General features: G+C 59.0%; 21 protein-coding genes. 20 read left to right on the forward strand and 1 reads right to left on the reverse strand.

The annotated features are described in order from the left end of the window. Positions 1 to 10: 10 nt before the first annotated feature. From yajC to FFI16_RS01900, 4 genes are all read left to right on the forward strand, one after another. Entirely contained in the window at positions 11 to 349 is a 339-nt protein-coding gene (gene yajC / locus FFI16_RS01885; protein WP_003175975.1) for a preprotein translocase subunit YajC, read from the forward strand. A 62-nt stretch (positions 350 to 411) separates the two neighbouring features. Continuing rightward, positions 412 to 2,283: a protein translocase subunit SecD gene (gene secD / locus FFI16_RS01890; RefSeq protein WP_058422663.1), complete on the forward strand. Its 1,872-nt coding sequence runs from the start codon at positions 412 to 414 to the stop codon at positions 2,281 to 2,283. Between the two features lie 9 nt (positions 2,284 to 2,292). Continuing rightward, a complete protein-coding gene (gene secF, locus FFI16_RS01895; protein WP_056858739.1) occupies positions 2,293 to 3,207 on the forward strand; it encodes a protein translocase subunit SecF in 915 nt (304 codons plus the stop codon). Positions 3,208 to 3,330: 123 nt separating this feature from the next. Next, positions 3,331 to 3,873, forward strand: a complete 543-nt coding sequence (locus FFI16_RS01900; protein ID WP_017135941.1) for a glycine zipper 2TM domain-containing protein — start codon at positions 3,331 to 3,333, stop codon at positions 3,871 to 3,873. A gap of 108 nt (positions 3,874 to 3,981) precedes the next feature. Here FFI16_RS01900 and suhB read toward each other — a convergent pair whose 3' ends face one another. Further along, positions 3,982 to 4,797, reverse strand: a complete 816-nt coding sequence (suhB, locus tag FFI16_RS01905; RefSeq protein ID WP_003175971.1) for an inositol-phosphate phosphatase — start codon at positions 4,795 to 4,797, stop codon at positions 3,982 to 3,984. A gap of 145 nt (positions 4,798 to 4,942) precedes the next feature. Here suhB and trmJ point away from each other — a divergent pair, with 145 nt between their 5' ends. The 16 genes from trmJ to hisS all read left to right on the forward strand — a co-directional run bounded on the left by trmJ (position 4,943) and on the right by hisS (position 18,294). Further along, on the forward strand, positions 4,943 to 5,713 hold the full coding sequence (gene trmJ / locus FFI16_RS01910) for a tRNA (cytosine(32)/uridine(32)-2'-O)-methyltransferase TrmJ (RefSeq protein WP_144298323.1): 771 nt from the start codon (positions 4,943 to 4,945) through the stop codon (positions 5,711 to 5,713). Between the two features lie 2 nt (positions 5,714 to 5,715). After that, complete coding sequence (gene cysE, locus FFI16_RS01915; protein WP_138813941.1) at positions 5,716 to 6,501, forward strand: serine O-acetyltransferase; 786 nt, start codon at positions 5,716 to 5,718, stop codon at positions 6,499 to 6,501. Between the two features lie 300 nt (positions 6,502 to 6,801). After that, positions 6,802 to 7,293, forward strand: a complete 492-nt coding sequence (iscR, locus tag FFI16_RS01920) for a Fe-S cluster assembly transcriptional regulator IscR (protein ID WP_003194020.1) — start codon at positions 6,802 to 6,804, stop codon at positions 7,291 to 7,293. A 50-nt stretch (positions 7,294 to 7,343) separates the two neighbouring features. After that, positions 7,344 to 8,558 (forward strand): IscS subfamily cysteine desulfurase, encoded by a 1,215-nt coding sequence (locus FFI16_RS01925; protein WP_017135944.1) that lies wholly within the window; start codon positions 7,344 to 7,346, stop codon positions 8,556 to 8,558. A 99-nt stretch (positions 8,559 to 8,657) separates the two neighbouring features. Beyond that, a complete protein-coding gene (gene iscU, locus FFI16_RS01930) occupies positions 8,658 to 9,044 on the forward strand; it encodes a Fe-S cluster assembly scaffold IscU (protein WP_003175965.1) in 387 nt (128 codons plus the stop codon). A gap of 28 nt (positions 9,045 to 9,072) precedes the next feature. Next, positions 9,073 to 9,396, forward strand: a complete 324-nt coding sequence (gene iscA, locus FFI16_RS01935; protein ID WP_003209680.1) for an iron-sulfur cluster assembly protein IscA — start codon at positions 9,073 to 9,075, stop codon at positions 9,394 to 9,396. An 8-nt stretch (positions 9,397 to 9,404) separates the two neighbouring features. Continuing rightward, on the forward strand, positions 9,405 to 9,926 hold the full coding sequence (gene hscB, locus FFI16_RS01940; RefSeq protein ID WP_017135945.1) for a co-chaperone HscB: 522 nt from the start codon (positions 9,405 to 9,407) through the stop codon (positions 9,924 to 9,926). 51 nt (positions 9,927 to 9,977) lie between these two features. After that, the gene (gene hscA / locus FFI16_RS01945) at positions 9,978 to 11,840 is read left to right on the forward strand and encodes a Fe-S protein assembly chaperone HscA (RefSeq protein ID WP_138813942.1); all 1,863 of its coding nucleotides are present in this window, start codon (positions 9,978 to 9,980) and stop codon (positions 11,838 to 11,840) included. Between the two features lie 3 nt (positions 11,841 to 11,843). Continuing rightward, positions 11,844 to 12,185 carry an ISC system 2Fe-2S type ferredoxin gene (fdx, locus tag FFI16_RS01950; protein ID WP_015885743.1) on the forward strand — a complete coding sequence of 114 codons (342 nt, stop codon included), beginning with the start codon at positions 11,844 to 11,846 and terminating at the stop codon, positions 12,183 to 12,185. 14 nt (positions 12,186 to 12,199) lie between these two features. Next, positions 12,200 to 12,403: a Fe-S cluster assembly protein IscX gene (gene iscX / locus FFI16_RS01955; RefSeq protein WP_017135947.1), complete on the forward strand. Its 204-nt coding sequence runs from the start codon at positions 12,200 to 12,202 to the stop codon at positions 12,401 to 12,403. A 92-nt stretch (positions 12,404 to 12,495) separates the two neighbouring features. Next, complete coding sequence (ndk, locus tag FFI16_RS01960) at positions 12,496 to 12,921, forward strand: nucleoside-diphosphate kinase (RefSeq protein ID WP_003175956.1); 426 nt, start codon at positions 12,496 to 12,498, stop codon at positions 12,919 to 12,921. 29 nt (positions 12,922 to 12,950) lie between these two features. Beyond that, a complete protein-coding gene (gene rlmN, locus FFI16_RS01965; RefSeq protein ID WP_110621596.1) occupies positions 12,951 to 14,099 on the forward strand; it encodes a 23S rRNA (adenine(2503)-C(2))-methyltransferase RlmN in 1,149 nt (382 codons plus the stop codon). Positions 14,100 to 14,111: 12 nt separating this feature from the next. Then, positions 14,112 to 14,870 (forward strand): type IV pilus biogenesis/stability protein PilW, encoded by a 759-nt coding sequence (gene pilW, locus FFI16_RS01970; RefSeq protein WP_138813943.1) that lies wholly within the window; start codon positions 14,112 to 14,114, stop codon positions 14,868 to 14,870. Beyond that, positions 14,870 to 15,871: a RodZ family helix-turn-helix domain-containing protein gene (locus FFI16_RS01975; RefSeq protein ID WP_138813944.1), complete on the forward strand. Its 1,002-nt coding sequence runs from the start codon at positions 14,870 to 14,872 to the stop codon at positions 15,869 to 15,871. The genes pilW and FFI16_RS01975 overlap by 1 nt, the downstream gene beginning before the upstream one ends. A 2-nt stretch (positions 15,872 to 15,873) precedes the next feature. Further along, on the forward strand, positions 15,874 to 16,983 hold the full coding sequence (gene ispG, locus FFI16_RS01980) for a flavodoxin-dependent (E)-4-hydroxy-3-methylbut-2-enyl-diphosphate synthase (protein WP_056858733.1): 1,110 nt from the start codon (positions 15,874 to 15,876) through the stop codon (positions 16,981 to 16,983). A gap of 21 nt (positions 16,984 to 17,004) precedes the next feature. Next, entirely contained in the window at positions 17,005 to 18,294 is a 1,290-nt protein-coding gene (hisS, locus tag FFI16_RS01985; RefSeq protein ID WP_056858732.1) for a histidine--tRNA ligase, read from the forward strand. The last annotated feature ends 10 nt before the right edge of the window (positions 18,295 to 18,304 follow it).

Raw genomic sequence — 18,304 nt, forward strand, 5'->3', positions numbered from 1 at the left:
GGAGTGCTAAATGAGCTTTTTTATCTCTAATGCCATGGCTGACGCCGCTGCGCCTGCCGCTGCCGGCCCTATGGGCGGTGGTTTCGAGTGGATTTTCCTGGTCGGCTTCCTGGTCATCTTCTACCTGATGATCTGGCGTCCACAGGCCAAGCGCGCCAAAGAGCAGAAAAACCTGCTGGGCAGCCTGCAGAAAGGCGACGAAGTGGTGACCACTGGCGGCATCGCCGGCAAGATCACCAAGGTTTCCGATGCTTTCGTGGTTCTGGAAGTCTCCGACACCGTAGAAATGAAGTTCCAGAAGGGCGCCATCGCTGCCACGCTGCCAAAAGGCACGCTCAAAGCGATCTGAGTAACAACTTTTACCAATCGACGGGGCGCGCAAGGCGCCCCGCGTTATAAGCGGGCGGCGTGATGCTGAACAAATACCCTCTGTGGAAATACGTACTGATCCTGGCGGTGCTGGCGATCGGTTTTATTTATTCCGCTCCCAATCTTTATCCTGATGACCCTGCGATCCAGATCACTGGCGCCAGCACTACGCTGCAGGTCAATCAGGCTGACTTGGACCGTGCGAGCAAGGCGCTCACCGACGCCGGTATCCAGGTAAAAGCGGCAACCTTGGCGTCCGATGCGAAAGGCGGTTTGTTGCGCCTGACCAAGGCCGAAGACCAGTTGCCGGCCAAAGACGTCGTGCGCAAGGCCATGGGTGATGACTACGTAGTCGCGCTCAACCTGGCACAGACCACGCCAAAATGGCTGCGCAGCATTGGCGCGCACCCGATGAAGCTGGGTCTGGACCTGTCCGGTGGTGTGCACTTCCTGCTGGAAGTCGACATGGACAAAGCCCTCGACGCACGCCTGAAAGTCTATGAAGGCGACGTGAAGAGCCTGCTGCGCAAAGAGAAGGTGCGTTATCGCAGCCTGCCGCAGCTCAACGGTGCCATCCAGCTGGGCTTCTCTGATGAAGCGACCCGCGAACAGGCCCGTGCCCTGGTGCGCAAGAACTTCAATGATTTCGACATCGTGCCGGCTGACCTGAATGGTCAGGCTGTACTGCGTCTGGCGATGAGCCCGGCCAAGATCGCGGAAATCCGCGAATACTCCATCAAGCAGAACTTGACCACGGTACGTAACCGCGTCAACGAGCTGGGTGTGGCTGAGCCGATCGTGCAGCGTCAAGGCGCCAACCGCATCGTGGTTGAGCTGCCGGGCGTACAAGATACTGCTGAAGCCAAGCGTATCCTGGGTAAAACCGCCAACCTGGAATTCCGTCTGGCGGCTGAGCCGGGTGCGACTCGCGCGACTGCTGAAGAATTCGAATTCCGTGAGGGCAACCGTCCTCCAGCGCTGATTGAACGTGGTTTGATCATCACCGGTGATCAGGTAACGGATGCCAAGGCCGGTTTCGATTCGCAGCACGGTACGCCGGAAGTGAACATCCGTCTGGATGGCCATGGTGGTGACCTGATGAGCCGCGCCACGCGCAGCAACGTCGGTCGCAGCATGGCGGTGATCTTCATCGAGCAACGCCCGGTCACCACCTACACCAAGCAAATGGTCGACGGTGTCGAGAAAGACGTACCGGTGCAGACCTTCAAGGAAGAGAAGAAGATCATCAGCCTGGCGACCATCCAGTCGCCGCTGGGTGCTCAATTCCGCATTACCGGCCTGAACGGCCAGGGCGAATCGTCCGAGCTGGCACTGCTGCTGCGTGCTGGTGGCCTGGCGGCGCCGATGTACTTTGCTGAAGAACGCACCATTGGCCCGAGCCTGGGTGCCGACAACATCACCAAGGGTGTCGACGCGGCCTTGTGGGGCATGCTGTTCGTATCCTTGTTCATCATCGCCATCTACCGCTTCTTCGGCGTCATCGCTACCGTGGCCCTGGCGGGCAACATGGTGATGCTGCTGGCATTGATGTCGCTGCTGGGCGCAACGCTGACCCTGCCAGGTATCGCCGGTATCGTACTCACCATGGGTATGGCGGTAGACGCCAACGTACTGATCTTCTCGCGTATTCGTGAAGAGATCGCCGCGGGCATGACCGTACAGCGTGCAATCAACGAAGGCTTCGGCCGGGCATTTACCGCGATTCTCGACTCCAACCTGACCACTCTGCTGGTCGGCGGGATTCTCTTTGCCATGGGCACCGGCCCCGTCAAAGGTTTTGCGGTGACCATGTCCCTCGGTATCTTTACCTCGATGTTCACGGCCATCATGGTGACCCGCGCAATGGTCAACCTGATCTTTGGTGGGCGTGACTTCAAGAAGTTGTGGATTTAAGGGGCTGCCATGTTACGTACAATCAACTTCATGGGCGTTCGCAACATTGCGTTCGGCGCCACAGTGCTCCTTACCGTTCTGGCGTTGTTCAGCTGGTTCCATAAGGGCCTGAACTACGGTCTGGACTTCACCGGCGGTACGCTCATCGAGCTGACCTACGAGAAGCCGGCCGACGTTACCCTGGTGCGCAGTGAGCTGGTCAAGGCCGGCTATCACGAAGCCATCGTGCAGAGCTTTGGTGCTACCACTGACCTGCTGGTGCGTATGCCGGGTGAAGATCCGCAGTTGGGTCATCAGGTAGCCGAAGCCTTGCAGAAGGTCGGCGGTGACAACCCGGCGTCGGTCAAGCGCGTCGAGTTCGTAGGCCCGCAGGTGGGTGAAGAGCTGCGCGACCAGGGCGGCCTCGGCATGCTGATGGCGTTGGCCGGCATCATGGTCTACCTGGCGTTCCGCTTTCAGTGGAAGTTCGGCGTCGGCGCCATTGTGTCGCTGATCCACGACGTTATCGTTACCGTGGGTATCCTGGCGTACTTCCAGATCACCTTCGACCTGACGGTGTTGGCGGCGGTGCTGGCGATCATTGGTTACTCGCTCAACGACACCATCGTGGTATTCGACCGGGTTCGTGAGAACTTCCGTGTACTGCGCAAGGCCACGTTGATCGAGAACATCAACATCTCCACCACCCAGACGCTGCTGCGGACCATGGCGACGTCGATCTCCACCTTGCTGGCGATTGCTGCGCTGATGATCTTCGGTGGCGACAACTTGTGGGGCTTCTCCCTGGCGCTGTTCATCGGCGTTCTGGCGGGTACCTACTCGTCGATCTACATCGCCAACGTGGTGCTGATCTGGCTGAACCTCAACAGCGAAGATTTGATCCCGCCTGCCGCTACCGGCAAGGAGGTCGACGACCGTCCTTGATGGGTGTTCGTTGATACGCTGTTACAAAGAAGGCACGAGTATTGAACTCGTGCCTTTTTTTTGGCTCCAAGGCTGGGTATAGCGCGGACGTTTCGGTCCGCTTGTGATGGTCAGGAGGTTCACGTGAACAAGTCGTTACTGGTTGGTGCGGTATTGGGTGCTGTCGGTGTGACTGCCGGGGGTGCTGTTGCCACCTACAGCCTGGTAAAAAGCGGCCCTGAGTATGCGCAAGTGCTGGCAGTGCAGCCGGTGAAAACCCAGATCAAAACCCCTCGTGAGGTCTGCAAGGACGTCACAGTGACTCGGCAGAAGCCGGTGCAGGATCAGCATCAAATCGTCGGCACCGTGGTCGGTGCGCTGGCCGGTGGCCTGTTGGGCAACCAGGTCGGTGGCGGTAATGGCAAGAAGCTGGCTACTGTAGCCGGCGCGGTCGGTGGCGGTTACGCCGGTAACAAGGTGCAGGAAGGTATGCAGAACCGCGATACCTATACCACCACGCAGCAGCGTTGCAGCACCGTCAACGACATCAGTGACAAGGTGGTTGGTTATGACGTGCGCTACAACCTGGACGGCAAGGAAGGTTCGGTGCGTATGGACCGTGATCCGGGTGGCCAGATTCCAGTGGATAAGGAAGGTCGTCTGATCCTGGGGCAGAACCAGCAGTAATTCAGGATCTGGTGCAGTTCGAAATGTGCTGTGGCTGGAAATGCAGCATTAGCCAAATCCAAAGCATAAAAAAAGCACCCCTAGGGGTGCTTTTTTGTGCTCGCTCGCTTAACGCTTCAGCGAAGCCGGCAGGTGCGGCTGGATCGCCGTCAGTACTGCCTTGAAGCATTTGGTGTTGCCTGCAACCACGTGGCCTTTCTCAAGGAAGTCGTGCCCGCCGGTGAAGTCGCTTACCAAGCCGCCAGCTTCCTGGATCAGTAGGGCGCCTGCAGCCATGTCCCACTCGGACAGGCCCGACTCCCAGAACGCATCAAAACGACCGGCGGCAACATACGCCAGGTCCAGGCTGGCAGCACCGGCGCGGCGGATGCCGGCGGTCTGGCCAACCAGGGCGCGGAACATGCCCAGGTAGTTTTCCAGGTTGTCCATCTGGTCGTCACGGAACGGGAAGCCAGTGCCCAGCAGGGCGCCGTCCAGGCTGGTACGGCCGCTGACACGCAGGCGACGACCGTTCAACTGGGCGCCACGGCCACGGCTGGCGGTGAATTCTTCCTGGCGAACCGGGTCGAGTACGACGGCGTGTTCCAGGCGGCCACGGTATTTACAGGCAATGCTCACTGCAAAGTGTGGGATGCCGCGCAGGAAGTTGGTGGTGCCATCCAGTGGGTCGATGATCCACAGGTAGTCTTCGCCTTCGCCGCTGCCTTTGTGCAAGCCTGTTTCTTCACCGAGGATGCCGTGGGTAGGGTAGGCCTTGCGCAGCGCGTCGATGATTTTTTGCTCGGCGGCGCGGTCCACCTCGGATACATAATCCTTGGCGTCTTTTTCGTCGACCTTGATGGTATCCAGGCGCTCGATGGAGCGGAAGATCAATTCACTGGCGCTGCGGGCGGCGCGCAGCGCGATATTCAGCATGGGCTGCATGGATGTGTCACCTAAGGTTGTTAAAGAAAGCCGGGCATTCTAGCAGAAACTTTCTTCAGGTGAAGGACGACGTTAGCTTTCATGGCATAACCTTAGGCTGTTCTGTAAGATTTGCTCCCCTTTCCCGTGTCCGAGAGCGCCTCCCTTGCTGCATAACATCCGTGTCGTCCTCGTCAATACCAGTCATCCCGGCAACATCGGCGGGGTGGCGCGAGCCATGAAAAACATGGGGCTGACGCGCCTGGTGCTGGTCGAGCCGCGTGTGTTCCCGCACCACGAAGCCGATGCCCGTGCGTCCGGCGCCAATGACATCCTTGAAAAAGCCCAGGTCGTCGCAACCTTGGAAGACGCCTTGGTCGGCTGCAACCTTGTGCTGGGCACCAGTGCGCGCGACCGGCGAATCCCCTGGCCACTGCTGGATCCGCGCGAGTGCGGCACCAAAGTGGTGGAAGAGGCTGCCGGCGGTGCAGAAATCGCCTTGGTGTTCGGCCGTGAAGACTCCGGCCTGACCAATGAAGAGCTGCAGCGATGTCATTACCATGTGCACATCCCATCAGACCCTGAGTTCAGCTCGTTGAACCTCGGGGCAGCGGTGCAGGTGTTGAGTTACGAAGTGCGCATGGCCTGGCTGGCTGCACAAGGTCAGCCGAGCAAGGTTGAGAAGGATGAAGTCGCGTCGACCAAGAGTGGCGAGCTGGCCACCATGGACGAGCTGGAGCGATTCTATGAGCACCTGGAGCAAACCCTGGTGGCCATCGAATTCCTTGATCCGGAAAAGCCACGGCACTTGATGGCACGCCTGCGTCGCTTGTACGGCCGTAGCTCGGTCAGCCGGGCAGAAATGAACATATTGCGTGGCATCCTCACGGAAACCCAGAAAGCAGCCCGTGGTGAGCTTCTTAAGCGGAAGGATTAAAAATGTTCGAGCGTTTGCGAGAAGATATCCAAAGTGTTTTCCATCGTGACCCGGCGGCGCGCAATGCCTTCGAAGTGCTGACCTGCTACCCGGGCATGCACGCGATCTGGATTCACCGCCTGTCCGGGATGTTGTGGGGTGTGGGCTGGAAATGGCTGGCACGGCTGGTGTCGAACTTCGGGCGCTGGTTGACCGGAATCGAGATTCATCCGGGCGCCAAGGTGGGGCGTCGTTTCTTTATTGACCACGGCATGGGCATCGTGATCGGCGAAACTGCTGAAATCGGTGATGACGTGACGCTGTATCAGGGCGTGACCCTGGGTGGCACAACGTGGAATAAAGGCAAGCGTCATCCGACGTTGGGCGATGGCGTAGTAGTGGGAGCGGGCGCCAAGGTGCTTGGTCCGTTCACTGTCGGTGCGGGTGCCAAGGTGGGCTCCAATGCTGTGGTGACCAAGGCTGTGCCGCCTGGCGCGACGGTGGTGGGTATTCCCGGCCGCATCATCATCAAGCCGGAGGTCGGCGACGAGCAGGAAGCCAAGCGCAAAGCCATGGCCGAGAAGATCGGTTTCGATGCCTACGGCGTCAGCGAAGACATGCCCGACCCGGTGGCGCGTGCCATTGGCCAGTTGCTCGATCACTTGCAAGCCGTGGATGGCAAGCTTGACGGTATGTGCGGCGCGCTCAAGGAGCTGGGTAGCAGCTACTGTGCAAAAGATCTGCCTGAACTGCGCGAAGAAGACTTCGCCGAGATCAAGAACGAAGCTGCCACCACCAAGGCTGGCTAAACCTTTCCAGTCACTGCAAATCCCCTGTGGGAGCGGGCTTGCTCGCGAAAGCGGTAAATCAGTCAGCATTTTCGGCGACTGATACGCCGCTTTCGCGAGCAAGCCCGCTTCCACATTTGATCTTCATCGTGACTGGGAGTGCTGGTTGTCCGTTCCCGCTGTTCGTCCCAACCCCACCCTGCTATGATTCGCGCGCCCTTTTTACGGGTAATCCTGACTAAAGTACTAGGTCTTATAGTTGACTTAAATACTCGGGAATCGCATACTTGCTCCCATTCTGAAACACCTTGGTACTTGTCCATGAGACTGACTACAAAAGGCCGATACGCGGTGACCGCCATGCTTGACCTGGCCTTGCACGCGCAAACTGGGCCGGTGTCCCTGGCCGATATCTCCGAGCGCCAAGGCATTTCCCTGTCCTACCTCGAACAGCTGTTCGCCAAATTGCGCCGTAGCAACTTGGTCTCCAGCGTGCGTGGGCCGGGTGGCGGTTACCAATTGTCCCGCGACATGCAGGGCATTCAGGTAGCCCAGGTGATCGATGCGGTGAATGAATCCGTCGATGCCACCAAATGCCAGGGTTTGGGTGACTGCCACGCCGGCGACACCTGTCTGACTCACCACTTGTGGTGTGACTTGAGCCTGCAGATCCATGAGTTTTTGAGTGGTATCAGCTTGGCTGATCTTGTGACTCGCCGTGAGGTACAAGAAGTAGCCCAGCGTCAGGACCAGCGCCGTTGCAACACCAAGGCGCCGCGTCTGGACAAGATTGAAGCGTCCGCCGTCGAGTGACAGCCGAAGAGCTAACGGCACGCCAGCCAGCCTGATTTAGGAGAAAGTCCATGAAATTGCCGATTTACCTTGATTACTCAGCGACCACCCCGGTTGATCCGCGTGTCGCGCAAAAGATGAGCGAATGCCTGCTGGTTGACGGAAACTTCGGCAACCCAGCCTCCCGTTCCCACGTATTCGGCTGGAAAGCCGAGGAAGCGGTCGAGAACGCTCGTCGCCAAGTCGCTGACCTGGTGGGCGCCGACCCACGGGAAATCGTCTGGACCTCCGGTGCTACCGAATCCGACAACCTGGCAATCAAGGGCGCGGCGCATTTCTATGCGACCAAAGGCAAGCACCTGATCACCACCAAGATTGAGCACAAGGCTGTCCTCGACACCATGCGCCAACTGGAGCGTGAAGGTTTCGAGGTCACCTACCTTGAGCCAACCACCGACGGTATCGTCACCCCGGCCATGATCGAAGCGGCCCTGCGTGAAGACACCATCCTGGTTTCCGTGATCCACGTGAACAACGAAATCGGCACCATCAACGACATCGCAGCCATTGGCGAGCTGACTCGCTCCAAAGGCATCCTGCTGCACGTCGACGCTGCTCAGTCCACCGGCAAGGTCGACATCGACCTGTCCAAGCTGAAAGTCGACCTGATGTCGTTCTCTGCCCACAAGACCTACGGCCCTAAAGGCATCGGCGCGCTGTACGTGAGCCGCAAGCCTCGCGTGCGCATCGAAGCCACCATGCACGGCGGCGGTCACGAGCGCGGCATGCGTTCCGGCACCCTGGCCACTCACCAGATCGTCGGCATGGGCGAAGCCTTCCGTGTAGCCAAAGAAGACATGGCTGCCGAAAACATCCGTATCAAGGCCCTGAGCGATCGCTTCTACAAGCAGGTCGAGAACCTTGAAGAGCTGTACATCAATGGCAGCATGACCGCCCGTGTACCGCACAACCTGAATTTGAGCTTCAACTACGTCGAAGGCGAGTCGCTGATCATGGCGCTCAAGGACCTGGCGGTTTCGTCCGGTTCGGCCTGCACCTCGGCGTCCCTTGAGCCTTCGTACGTTCTGCGCGCCCTGGGCCGCAACGACGAACTGGCACACAGCTCGATCCGCTTTACCTTCGGCCGCTTCACCACTGAAGAGCAAGTCGACTACGCCGCGCAGAAAGTCTGCGAAGCCGTCAACAAGCTGCGCGTTCTGTCGCCGCTGTGGGACATGTACAAAGACGGTGTCGATATCTCCAAGATCGAGTGGGCGGCACACTAAATATAGAAGCCGCCACCCAAGCTCTGTAAGAACGTGGCGGAAAACGCAGGCGTTTTTACAGGGTTCCAGAGCGGCCCTGATGAGTGAGGATTCAGTACCATGGCTTACAGCGAAAAGGTCATCGACCACTACGAAAACCCGCGCAACGTCGGCAAGATGAACGCGGAAGACCCTGATGTCGGCACCGGCATGGTCGGCGCTCCGGCGTGCGGCGACGTGATGCGCCTGCAAATCAAGGTCAACGACGCTGGCGTTATCGAAGACGCCAAGTTCAAGACTTACGGCTGCGGTTCCGCCATTGCCTCCAGCTCCCTCGCTACCGAGTGGATGAAAGGCAAGACCCTGGATGAGGCTGTCACCATCAGCAACACCCAGCTGGCCGAAGAACTGGCACTGCCGCCAGTGAAAATTCACTGCTCCGTACTCGCAGAAGACGCCATCAAGGCGGCCGTTCGCGACTACAAGCAGAAGAAAGGCTTGATCTAAGCATTTGGCGACGAGTAAGGAGTCAACGATGGCTATCAGCATGACAGAAGCGGCTGCGCAGCACATTCGCCGCTCCCTGAATGGGCGCGGTAAAGGTGAGGGGATTCGTCTGGGTGTTCGCACCACAGGCTGTTCCGGCCTTGCCTACGTGCTGGAGTTTGTCGACGAGGTGGTTGAGGAAGATCAGGTGTTCGAAAGTCACGGCGAGAAAGTGATCATCGACCCTAAAAGCCTGACCTACCTGGACGGCACCGAACTCGATTTCGTCAAGGAAGGGTTGAACGAAGGCTTCAAGTTCAACAACCCCAACGTGCGCGGTGAATGTGGCTGCGGCGAAAGCTTCAACATCTGAGGCTATTCGTGGGTACTCCTTGTCATTTCGCTTTATTCGAGCTGCAGCCGAGCTTTCGGCTGGACCTTGAGCAGCTTGCCACGCGCTACCGAGAGTTGGCGCGTGGGGTGCATCCGGACCGCTTTGCTGACGCATCAGAGCGTGAGCAGCGCCTGGCGCTGGAGCAATCGGCCAGCCTCAACGAAGCCTATCAGACGCTGAAAAACCCTCCCAAACGCGCGCGCTACCTGCTCGCGTTGAACGGTGGTGAGCTGCCGATCGAAGTGACGGTGCACGACCCGGACTTCCTGATGCAGCAGATGCAGTGGCGCGAAGAACTCGAAGACTTGCAGGACGAGGCTGATATAGCCGGTGTCGCGGTCTTCAAGCGTCGTCTGAAAACGGCCCAGGATGAGCTCAATGAAAGCTTCGCAGCCTGTTGGGATGATGCAGCGCAACGTGAACAGGCCGAACGCCTGATGCGGCGCATGCAGTTCCTCGACAAGCTCACCTACGAAGTGCGCCAGCTAGAAGAGCGCCTCGACGATTAACCCAGTGCTGCCCGTGATGCACGCCTGATAGACAGATAAGACCTGATTACCATGGCCCTACTGCAAATCGCCGAACCCGGCCAAAGCCCTCAACCGCACCAGCGTCGCCTGGCGGTCGGGATTGACCTGGGCACCACCAATTCCCTGGTTGCCGCCTTGCGCAGCGGCCTGTCCGAACCGCTGCCCGACGCTAATGGCCAGGTGATCCTGCCCTCCGCTGTGCGTTATCACGCTGATCGCACCGAAGTCGGTGAGTCGGCCAAGCTGGCAGCGTCCAGTGACCCGTTGAATACCGTGCTGTCGGTTAAACGCTTGATGGGGCGCGGTCTGTCCGACGTCAAGCAATTGGGCGACCAGCTGCCGTACCGCTTTGTCGGCGGCGAATCCCATATGCCGTTCATCGACACCGTCCAAGGCCCGAAAAGCCCGGTGGAAGTGTCCGCCGACATCCTCAAGGTGCTACGTCAGCGCGCAGAAAATACCTTGGGCGGCGAACTGGTCGGCGCAGTGATCACTGTGCCTGCCTATTTCGACGACGCACAGCGTCAAGCCACCAAGGACGCAGCGAAGCTTGCGGGCCTGAACGTGTTGCGTTTGCTCAACGAGCCGACTGCAGCGGCGGTGGCCTATGGTCTGGACCAGCACGCTGAAGGCCTGGTGGCTATTTATGACCTGGGCGGCGGCACCTTTGATATTTCGATTCTGCGCCTGACCGGCGGCGTGTTTGAAGTGCTGGCCACCGGTGGCGACAGCGCCCTGGGCGGTGATGACTTTGACCATGCCATCGCAGGCTGGATCATCACCAGTGCCGGTTTGTCGGCTGACCTGGACCCGGGCGCGCAGCGTAATCTGCTGCAAACCGCCTGCGCGGCCAAGGAAGCACTGACCGATGCCGCTTCTGTTGAAGTTTCCTACGGCAACTGGTCGGCTCAACTGACTCGCGAAGCCTTTGATGCGCTGATCGAGCCGATGGTCGCTCGCAGCCTCAAAGCCTGTCGTCGTGCGGTGCGTGATTCCGGTATCGAGTTGGAAGACGTGGCTGCGGTGGTCATGGTCGGTGGTTCGACTCGCGTCCCACGCGTTCGTGACGCTGTGGCTGAAGCCTTTGGTCGCCAGCCGTTGACTGAAATCGACCCGGATCAAGTGGTCGCCATCGGCGCCGCTATCCAGGCCGACACCCTGGCCGGCAACAAACGCGATGGTGGCGAACTACTGCTGCTTGACGTTATCCCGCTGTCCTTGGGCCTGGAAACTATGGGCGGCCTGATGGAGAAGGTGATTCCACGCAACACCACCATCCCCGTCGCACGCGCCCAGGATTTCACCACGTACAAAGATGGCCAGACGGCCATGATGATTCATGTGCTGCAAGGCGAGCGCGAGCTGATCAGCGACTGCCGCTCCCTGGCGCGCTTTGAATTGCGCGGCATCCCGGCGATGGTAGCCGGTGCGGCGAAGATTCGTGTGACCTTCCAGGTCGACGCCGATGGCCTGCTTAGCGTAGCTGCGCGTGAGCTGGGTTCGGGCGTTGAAGCCAGCATCCAGGTCAAGCCGTCCTACGGCCTCACCGACGGTGAAATCGCCAAGATGCTCAAGGATTCGTTCCAGTATGCCGGTGACGACAAGGTCGCCCGCGTGCTGCGCGAGCAGCAAGTCGATGCCCAGCGCCTGCTCGAAGCCGTGCAGGGCGCCCTGGAAGCCGACGGCGAGCGTTTGCTGGATGCTGAAGAGCGCATGGTTATCGACCTGCAAATGCAGGAACTGGCCGAACTGATGAAAGGCAACGATGGCTACGCCATCGAGCAACAGACCAAGCGCCTGTCGCAAGTGACTGATGCCTTTGCCGCCCGCCGCATGGATCAGACGGTGAAAGCCGCACTGGCTGGGCGCAACCTGAATGAAATCGAGGAATAATTAATGCCGCAGGTCATTTTTCTGCCACACGCCGAGCATTGCCCGGACGGTATGGTTGTGGAGGCTGAGACCGGCAAGTCCATCCTCGAAGTTGCCCATGACAACCACATCGAGATCGAAAGTGCCTGCGGCGGTGTCTGCGCCTGCACGACCTGCCACTGCGTGATTCGCGAGGGTTTCAACTCTCTCGAAGAAGCGGACGAGCTGGAAGAGGACTTTCTGGATCGCGCCTGGGGCCTTGAAGCGACTTCTCGCCTAAGCTGTCAGGCAAAGGTCGGCACGGAAGACATCACTGTCGAAATTCCAAAATATTCCCTCAACCATGCAGCCGAAGCGCCGCATTGATTCAAGGAAATGTCATGAGCCTGAAATGGGTTGATGTACAAGAAATCGCTATACAACTTGCGGAAGCTCATCCTGAGGTCAATCCTCTTACCGTGAACTTCGTCAAGTTGCGCGACCTCGTAATGGCACTGCCGGAATTCGACGACATCCCTGACCGGGGTGGCGAAAAGGTCCTGGAGGCGATTCAGGGTCTGTGGATCGAAGAAGCAGACGACTGAGCCGCCTTTTTACGCAGTTAGGCAATACCCAATAACCCGCGTATAATTCGCGGGTTTAATTTTTCGTAAATTACCGTTTCTGGAGTTACACCATGGCTGTTCAACGTACTTTCTCCATCATCAAGCCTGACGCTGTTGCAAAAAACGTCATTGGCGAGATCACCACTCGTTTCGAAAAAGCCGGCCTGAAGGTTGTAGCTTCGAAACTCAAGCAACTGTCCAAAGCTGAAGCTGAAGGCTTCTACGCTGAGCACAGCGCTCGTGGCTTCTTCGGCGACCTGGTTGCCTTCATGATCTCCGGTCCTGTTGTTGTTCAGGTTCTGGAAGGCGAAAACGCTATCGCTCTGAACCGTGAGCTGATGGGCGCTACCAACCCTAAAGAAGCGGCTGCCGGCACCATCCGTGCTGACTTCGCTGAATCCATCGACGCCAACGCTGTACACGGTTCGGATTCCGAAGCCGCTGCTGCTCGCGAAATCTCGTACTTTTTCGCTGCTACTGAAGTAACCGCTCGCTAAGCATCGGCTTAAAGAGTGAGGGTGAATCCATGACTACATCGACTGTTAAAACCAACCTGCTGGGTCTGACTCAGCCGGAAATGGAGAAATTCTTCGACTCAATCGGGGAGAAGCGTTTCCGTGCCGGTCAGGTAATGAAGTGGATTCACCACTTTGGTGTCGACGATTTCGACGCCATGACGAACGTCAGCAAGGCCCTGCGCGACAAGCTCAAGGCCATTGCCGAGGTCCGTGGTCCCGAGGTTGTCAGCGAGGACATCTCCACCGACGGCACCCGTAAGTGGGTGGTGCGCGTGGCGTCCGGCAGCTGCGTCGAGACCGTCTACATCCCCCAGGGCAAACGCGGCACTTTGTGCGTTTCGTCCCAGGCAGGCTGTGCCCTGGACTGCAGTTTCTGCTCCACCGGCAAGCAAGGCTTCAATAGCAACCTCACCGCCGCCGAAGTCATCGGCCAGGTGTGGATTGCCAACAAATCCTTTGGCAGTGTCCCGGCGACCGTCGACCGTGCCATCACCAACGTGGTGATGATGGGCATGGGTGAGCCGCTGCTGAACTTCGACAACGTCATCGCTGCCATGCATTTGATGATGGACGACCTGGGCTACGGCATCTCCAAGCGCCGTGTAACCCTATCGACCTCCGGCGTGGTGCCGATGATCGATGAGCTGGCCAAGCACATCGACGTCTCCCTGGCGCTGTCGTTGCACGCACCGAATGACGCATTGCGTAACCAATTGGTGCCAATCAACAAGAAGTATCCGCTTAAGATGTTGCTCGAATCTTGCCAGCGTTACATGGCGACTTTGGGCGAAAAGCGTGTGTTGACCATTGAGTACACCATGCTCAAGGACATCAACGACAAAGTTGAACACGCGGTCGAGATGATCGAACTGCTCAAGAACACCCCGTGCAAGATCAACCTGATTCCGTTTAACCCGTTTCCCCATTCTGGCTACGAGCGGCCGAGCAACAACGCCATCCGTCGTTTCCAGGATCAACTGCACCAGGCCGGCTATAACGTCACCGTACGCACCACCCGTGGTGAAGACATCGACGCCGCCTGTGGCCAACTGGTCGGGCAAGTGATGGATCGCACCCGCCGCAGTGAACGTTATATCGCCGTGCGCGAACTTAACGCCGCCGAAGATTTGCCGCAAATTGCTGTGAATCGAATCTGAGAGAGGATCTCTATGCCCTTGCGCCTTGCGCTGCTGCTGCTTTTTACCGGTCTTGCGGCCGGTTGTGTTTCATCGGGCCATGACAGCCCCATGCAAACCGGCAAAGGCCGTGACGAGGCGCGAATTGCCTATGTGCAATTGGGCTTGGGTTACTTGCGCCAAGGCATGAGCGAACAGGCCAAGGTGCCGTTGAAAAAAGCCCTTGAACTGGACGGCGACGATGCCGACGCCAATGCCGCACTGGCCCTGGTGTTCCAGGCCCAGGCCGAGCCTGAACTGGCCGACGCGTATTTTCACAAGGCCCTGGCCGCACGTCCTGCCGACCCAAGGCTGCTGAACAACTACGGCAGTTTTCTGTTTTCGCAGCAACGTTATGACCAGGCGTCCCGCTATTTCCAGCAAGCCAGTACCGATACCCTTTATCCTGAGCGTTCGCGAGTGTTCGAGAACCTTGGGGTGACCTCGATACGCCTTGGCCTGCGCGACAGCGGCCGTCAGCAACTGGAAAAAGCCCTGCACCTGAACAGTCGCCAGCCACGGGCGTTGCTCGAAATGGCTGAGTTGTCTTACGAAGACAGGCATTATGTGCCGGCACGTGACTTTTACGAGCGTTTTAGCCTGCTCAGCGGGCAAAATGCACGTAGTCTATTGCTCGGTGTGCGCCTGGCGACGGTTCATGAAGAACGCGACACGGCCGCACAGTTTGGCCAGCAACTCGAACGACTCTATCCCGGTACGCCGGAATATCAGCAATACCTGTCGGAGCAATGATGAAAGCGGCGCACCCGGAAGTTGTAGCAGCTAATCGCGTAAACCCAGGCGAGACCTTGCGTCAGGCCCGCGAAAGCAATGGTTGGTCGCTGGCAGAAGTGGCCCTCAAGCTCAATTTGACCGCCACGTCCCTGGGCAACCTGGAAGCCGGCGCGTTCGACAAGCTGCCTGGGCATACCTTCGCCCGCGGCTATATCCGCGCCTACGCCAAATTGCTGGGCATCGACCAGACCGTATTGGTCCAGGAATTCGACCAGTTCACCGGCACCGATTCCCAAGGCAGCAATGTGCATGGCCTGGGCCGCATCGAAGAGCCGGTACGGGTTTCCCACACGATTTTACGGATTGTCAGCCTGTTGCTGCTGATTGCCGTGGTGGGTGGCGGTTTCGTCTGGTGGCAAGACCAGGCTTCCCAACGCACCAAGGACCTGACCAGCAACGCGATGGAGCACGTCGAAGTCGAAAGCGCCGACGGCACCACCCAGATTCACCCTTTGGATGAGCCGGAAGACCAGGCCGTTGCCCAAGGGCAAGCCGCCTCGGAAGCGCCGGCCACCACCGAGCAACCGGCTCCGGAAGCGGGCACTGCACCTTCTGCCACCGCTGCTGTGCCGGCTCCAGCCGTACCGGCTGCCCCGGTTGCCCAGGCGCATACGCCAGCTGCTCCGGCTGCTCCGGCGCAGGCCCCAGCGACTAACGCACCAGTGGCCCCGGCCCCGACTACGATTTCGCCTCCCACCACCCCGGCATTGATCGCCGGCGACGGGCATCTCCAGATTACCTTCATCGCTGACTGCTGGACGCAAGTCACCGATGGTAATGGCAAAGTGCTGTTTAGCGGTCTGAAGCGTAAGGGAGATACACTTGACCAAGGCGGCAAGCCTCCTTTGACGCTGCGTCTGGGCTTTGCCCGTGGCGCGCAAGTGGCCTATAACGGCCAGCCTGTGGACGTGGCGCCGTTCACCAGTGGCGAGACCGCTCGCCTCAAGTTGGGACAATAGTCATGCACGGCGAATCTCCAATCAAACGTCGCGTATCGCGCAAGATCTGGGTCGGCTCGGTGCCGGTAGGCGGCGATGCCCCTATCGCGGTGCAGAGCATGACCAACAGCGACACCAATGATGTGGCCGCCACGGTCGCCCAGATCAACCGTCTGGAAGCGGCCGGCGTAGACATCGTGCGGGTTTCCGTGCCGGACATGGACGCTGCCGAAGCCTTTGGCCGAATCAAGCAACTGGTCAAGGTGCCTCTGGTCGCCGACATTCACTTCGACTACAAAATCGCACTGCGCGTGGCCGAGCTGGGTGTGGACTGCCTGCGCATCAACCCGGGCAACATCGGTCGCGAAGACCGTGTGCGCGCTGTGGTGGACGCTGCCCGTGACCGTGGCATTCCCATCCGTATCGGCGTCAACGCCGGTTCGCTGGAAAAAGACCTGCAGAAAAAGTACGGCGAACCGACCCCAGCCGCGCTGGTTGAGTCGGCATTGCGCCACGTTGAGCACCTTGAACGCCTGAATTTCCAGGACTTCAAGGTCAGCGTAAAGGCCTCCGACGTGTTCATGGCGGTAGAAGCCTACCGCCTGTTGGCCAAGGAAATCGTGCAACCGCTGCACCTGGGCATCACTGAAGCGGGCGGTTTGCGCTCAGGCACAGTGAAATCTGCGGTGGGTCTCGGTATGCTGCTCGCCGAAGGGATTGGCGATACTATCCGCATCTCCCTGGCGGCAGACCCTGTAGAGGAAGTGAAAGTCGGCTACGACATTCTCAAATCCCTGCGTTTGCGTTCCCGTGGCATCAACTTCATAGCCTGCCCGAGCTGCTCGCGGCAGAACTTCGACGTGGTGAAAACCATGAACGACCTGGAGTTGCGCCTCGAAGACCTGCTGGTGCCGCTGGATGTGGCGGTGATCGGCTGTGTGGTCAATGGGCCGGGTGAAGCCAAGGAAGCCCATGTGGGCCTGACTGGCGGTACACCGAACCTGATTTACATCGACGGCAAGCCGTCGCAGAAACTGACGAATGAGAATCTCGTGGATCATCTGGAAAAGCTGATCCGCGAGAAAGCAGCTGAAAAGGTTGCGGCTGACGCAGCGCTGATCGCGCGCGGCTAAGAACGAATTTAAGGATTAGATGTGAGCAAGTCTCTGCAAGCCATTCGTGGCATGAACGACATCCTGCCGGAGCAGACGCCACTGTGGCGCTACTTTGAGAGCACGGTCGCGCGCCTGTTGGATAACTACGGTTACAAACAGATCCGCATGCCGATCGTCGAGTTCACCGAGCTGTTCAAGCGCTCCATCGGTGAAGTGACCGACATCGTCGAAAAAGAGATGTACACCTTTGAAGACCGCAACGGCGACTCCCTGACCTTGCGTCCGGAAGGCACTGCTGCGTGCGTGCGCGCTGTACTGGAGCATGGCATCACCGGTGGTGGCCAAACCCAGAAGCTCTGGTACATCGGCCCGATGTTCCGCCACGAGCGCCCACAGAAAGGCCGCTATCGTCAGTTTCACCAGATCGGTTGCGAAGTCTTCAACCTGGATGGTCCGGACATCGACGCCGAACTGATCGTGCTCACCTGGCGCCTGTGGGGCCAACTGGGTATCCGCGATGCGGTCAAGCTTGAACTCAACAGCCTGGGCACCAGTGAATCCCGGGGCCGCTATCGCGAAGCCCTGGTCGAGTACCTGTCCGCCCATTTGGACAAGCTGGACGAAGACAGCCAGCGCCGTCTGAAGACCAACCCGTTGCGTGTTCTGGATACCAAGAACGCCGACACCCAGGCCGTACTGGTCGACGCCCCGAAAATGGCCGACTACCTGGACGACGAATCCCGCACGCACTTTGAGGGCCTCAAGGCTCGCCTGGATGCGGCCGGTATTCCTTACGTGCTCAACCCCAAGCTGGTGCGTGGCCTCGACTACTACAGCAAGACCGTGTTCGAGTGGGTCACCGACAAACTCGGCGCCCAGGGCACCGTGTGTGCCGGTGGTCGCTACGACGGCCTGGTTGAGCAAATGGGCGGCAAGCCGACCACCGGCGTAGGTTTCGCCATGGGCATCGAGCGGCTGATCCTGCTGCTGGAAACCCTGGAGCAAATCCCGGAAGAAATCTCCCGTCAGGTGGACGTGTACCTTTGCGCCTTTGGCGAGGCTGCTGAACTGGCAGCTTTGGCCCTGAGCGAAAAAGTGCGCGACCAACTGCCGAACCTGCGCCTGCAGATCAATGCCGGCGCCGGCAGCTTCAAGAGCCAGTTCAAGAAGGCCGACAAGAGCGGCGCGCTGTATGCGCTGATCCTCGGCGATGACGAGCTGGCCCAGCAAGTGATAGGTTTCAAACCCCTGCGTGGCCAGGGCGAGCAACAGAACATTGCCTTTGATGCGCTCGCCGCGCACTTGGCCACCTGCGTCGTGCAGGGTTGAAGCTGTCGAA

Origin of the sequence: Pseudomonas sp. KBS0710 (genome assembly GCF_005938045.2) — a bacterium.
In the GTDB taxonomy this organism is placed as follows: Bacteria; Pseudomonadota; Gammaproteobacteria; order Pseudomonadales; family Pseudomonadaceae; genus Aquipseudomonas.

Coding starts and splice junctions, on each gene's coding strand:
- yajC (WP_003175975.1), top strand. CDS start 11: ATGAGCTTTTTTATCTCTAATGCCATGGCTGACGCCGCTGCGCCTGCC.
- secD (WP_058422663.1), top strand. CDS start 412: ATGCTGAACAAATACCCTCTGTGGAAATACGTACTGATCCTGGCGGTG.
- secF (WP_056858739.1), top strand. CDS start 2,293: ATGTTACGTACAATCAACTTCATGGGCGTTCGCAACATTGCGTTCGGC.
- suhB (WP_003175971.1), bottom strand. CDS start 4,797: ATGCAGCCCATGCTGAATATCGCGCTGCGCGCCGCCCGCAGCGCCAGT.
- cysE (WP_138813941.1), top strand. CDS start 5,716: ATGTTCGAGCGTTTGCGAGAAGATATCCAAAGTGTTTTCCATCGTGAC.
- iscR (WP_003194020.1), top strand. CDS start 6,802: ATGAGACTGACTACAAAAGGCCGATACGCGGTGACCGCCATGCTTGAC.
- FFI16_RS01925 (WP_017135944.1), top strand. CDS start 7,344: ATGAAATTGCCGATTTACCTTGATTACTCAGCGACCACCCCGGTTGAT.
- iscU (WP_003175965.1), top strand. CDS start 8,658: ATGGCTTACAGCGAAAAGGTCATCGACCACTACGAAAACCCGCGCAAC.
- iscA (WP_003209680.1), top strand. CDS start 9,073: ATGGCTATCAGCATGACAGAAGCGGCTGCGCAGCACATTCGCCGCTCC.
- hscA (WP_138813942.1), top strand. CDS start 9,978: ATGGCCCTACTGCAAATCGCCGAACCCGGCCAAAGCCCTCAACCGCAC.
- fdx (WP_015885743.1), top strand. CDS start 11,844: ATGCCGCAGGTCATTTTTCTGCCACACGCCGAGCATTGCCCGGACGGT.
- iscX (WP_017135947.1), top strand. CDS start 12,200: ATGAGCCTGAAATGGGTTGATGTACAAGAAATCGCTATACAACTTGCG.
- ndk (WP_003175956.1), top strand. CDS start 12,496: ATGGCTGTTCAACGTACTTTCTCCATCATCAAGCCTGACGCTGTTGCA.
- rlmN (WP_110621596.1), top strand. CDS start 12,951: ATGACTACATCGACTGTTAAAACCAACCTGCTGGGTCTGACTCAGCCG.
- pilW (WP_138813943.1), top strand. CDS start 14,112: ATGCCCTTGCGCCTTGCGCTGCTGCTGCTTTTTACCGGTCTTGCGGCC.
- FFI16_RS01975 (WP_138813944.1), top strand. CDS start 14,870: ATGAAAGCGGCGCACCCGGAAGTTGTAGCAGCTAATCGCGTAAACCCA.
- ispG (WP_056858733.1), top strand. CDS start 15,874: ATGCACGGCGAATCTCCAATCAAACGTCGCGTATCGCGCAAGATCTGG.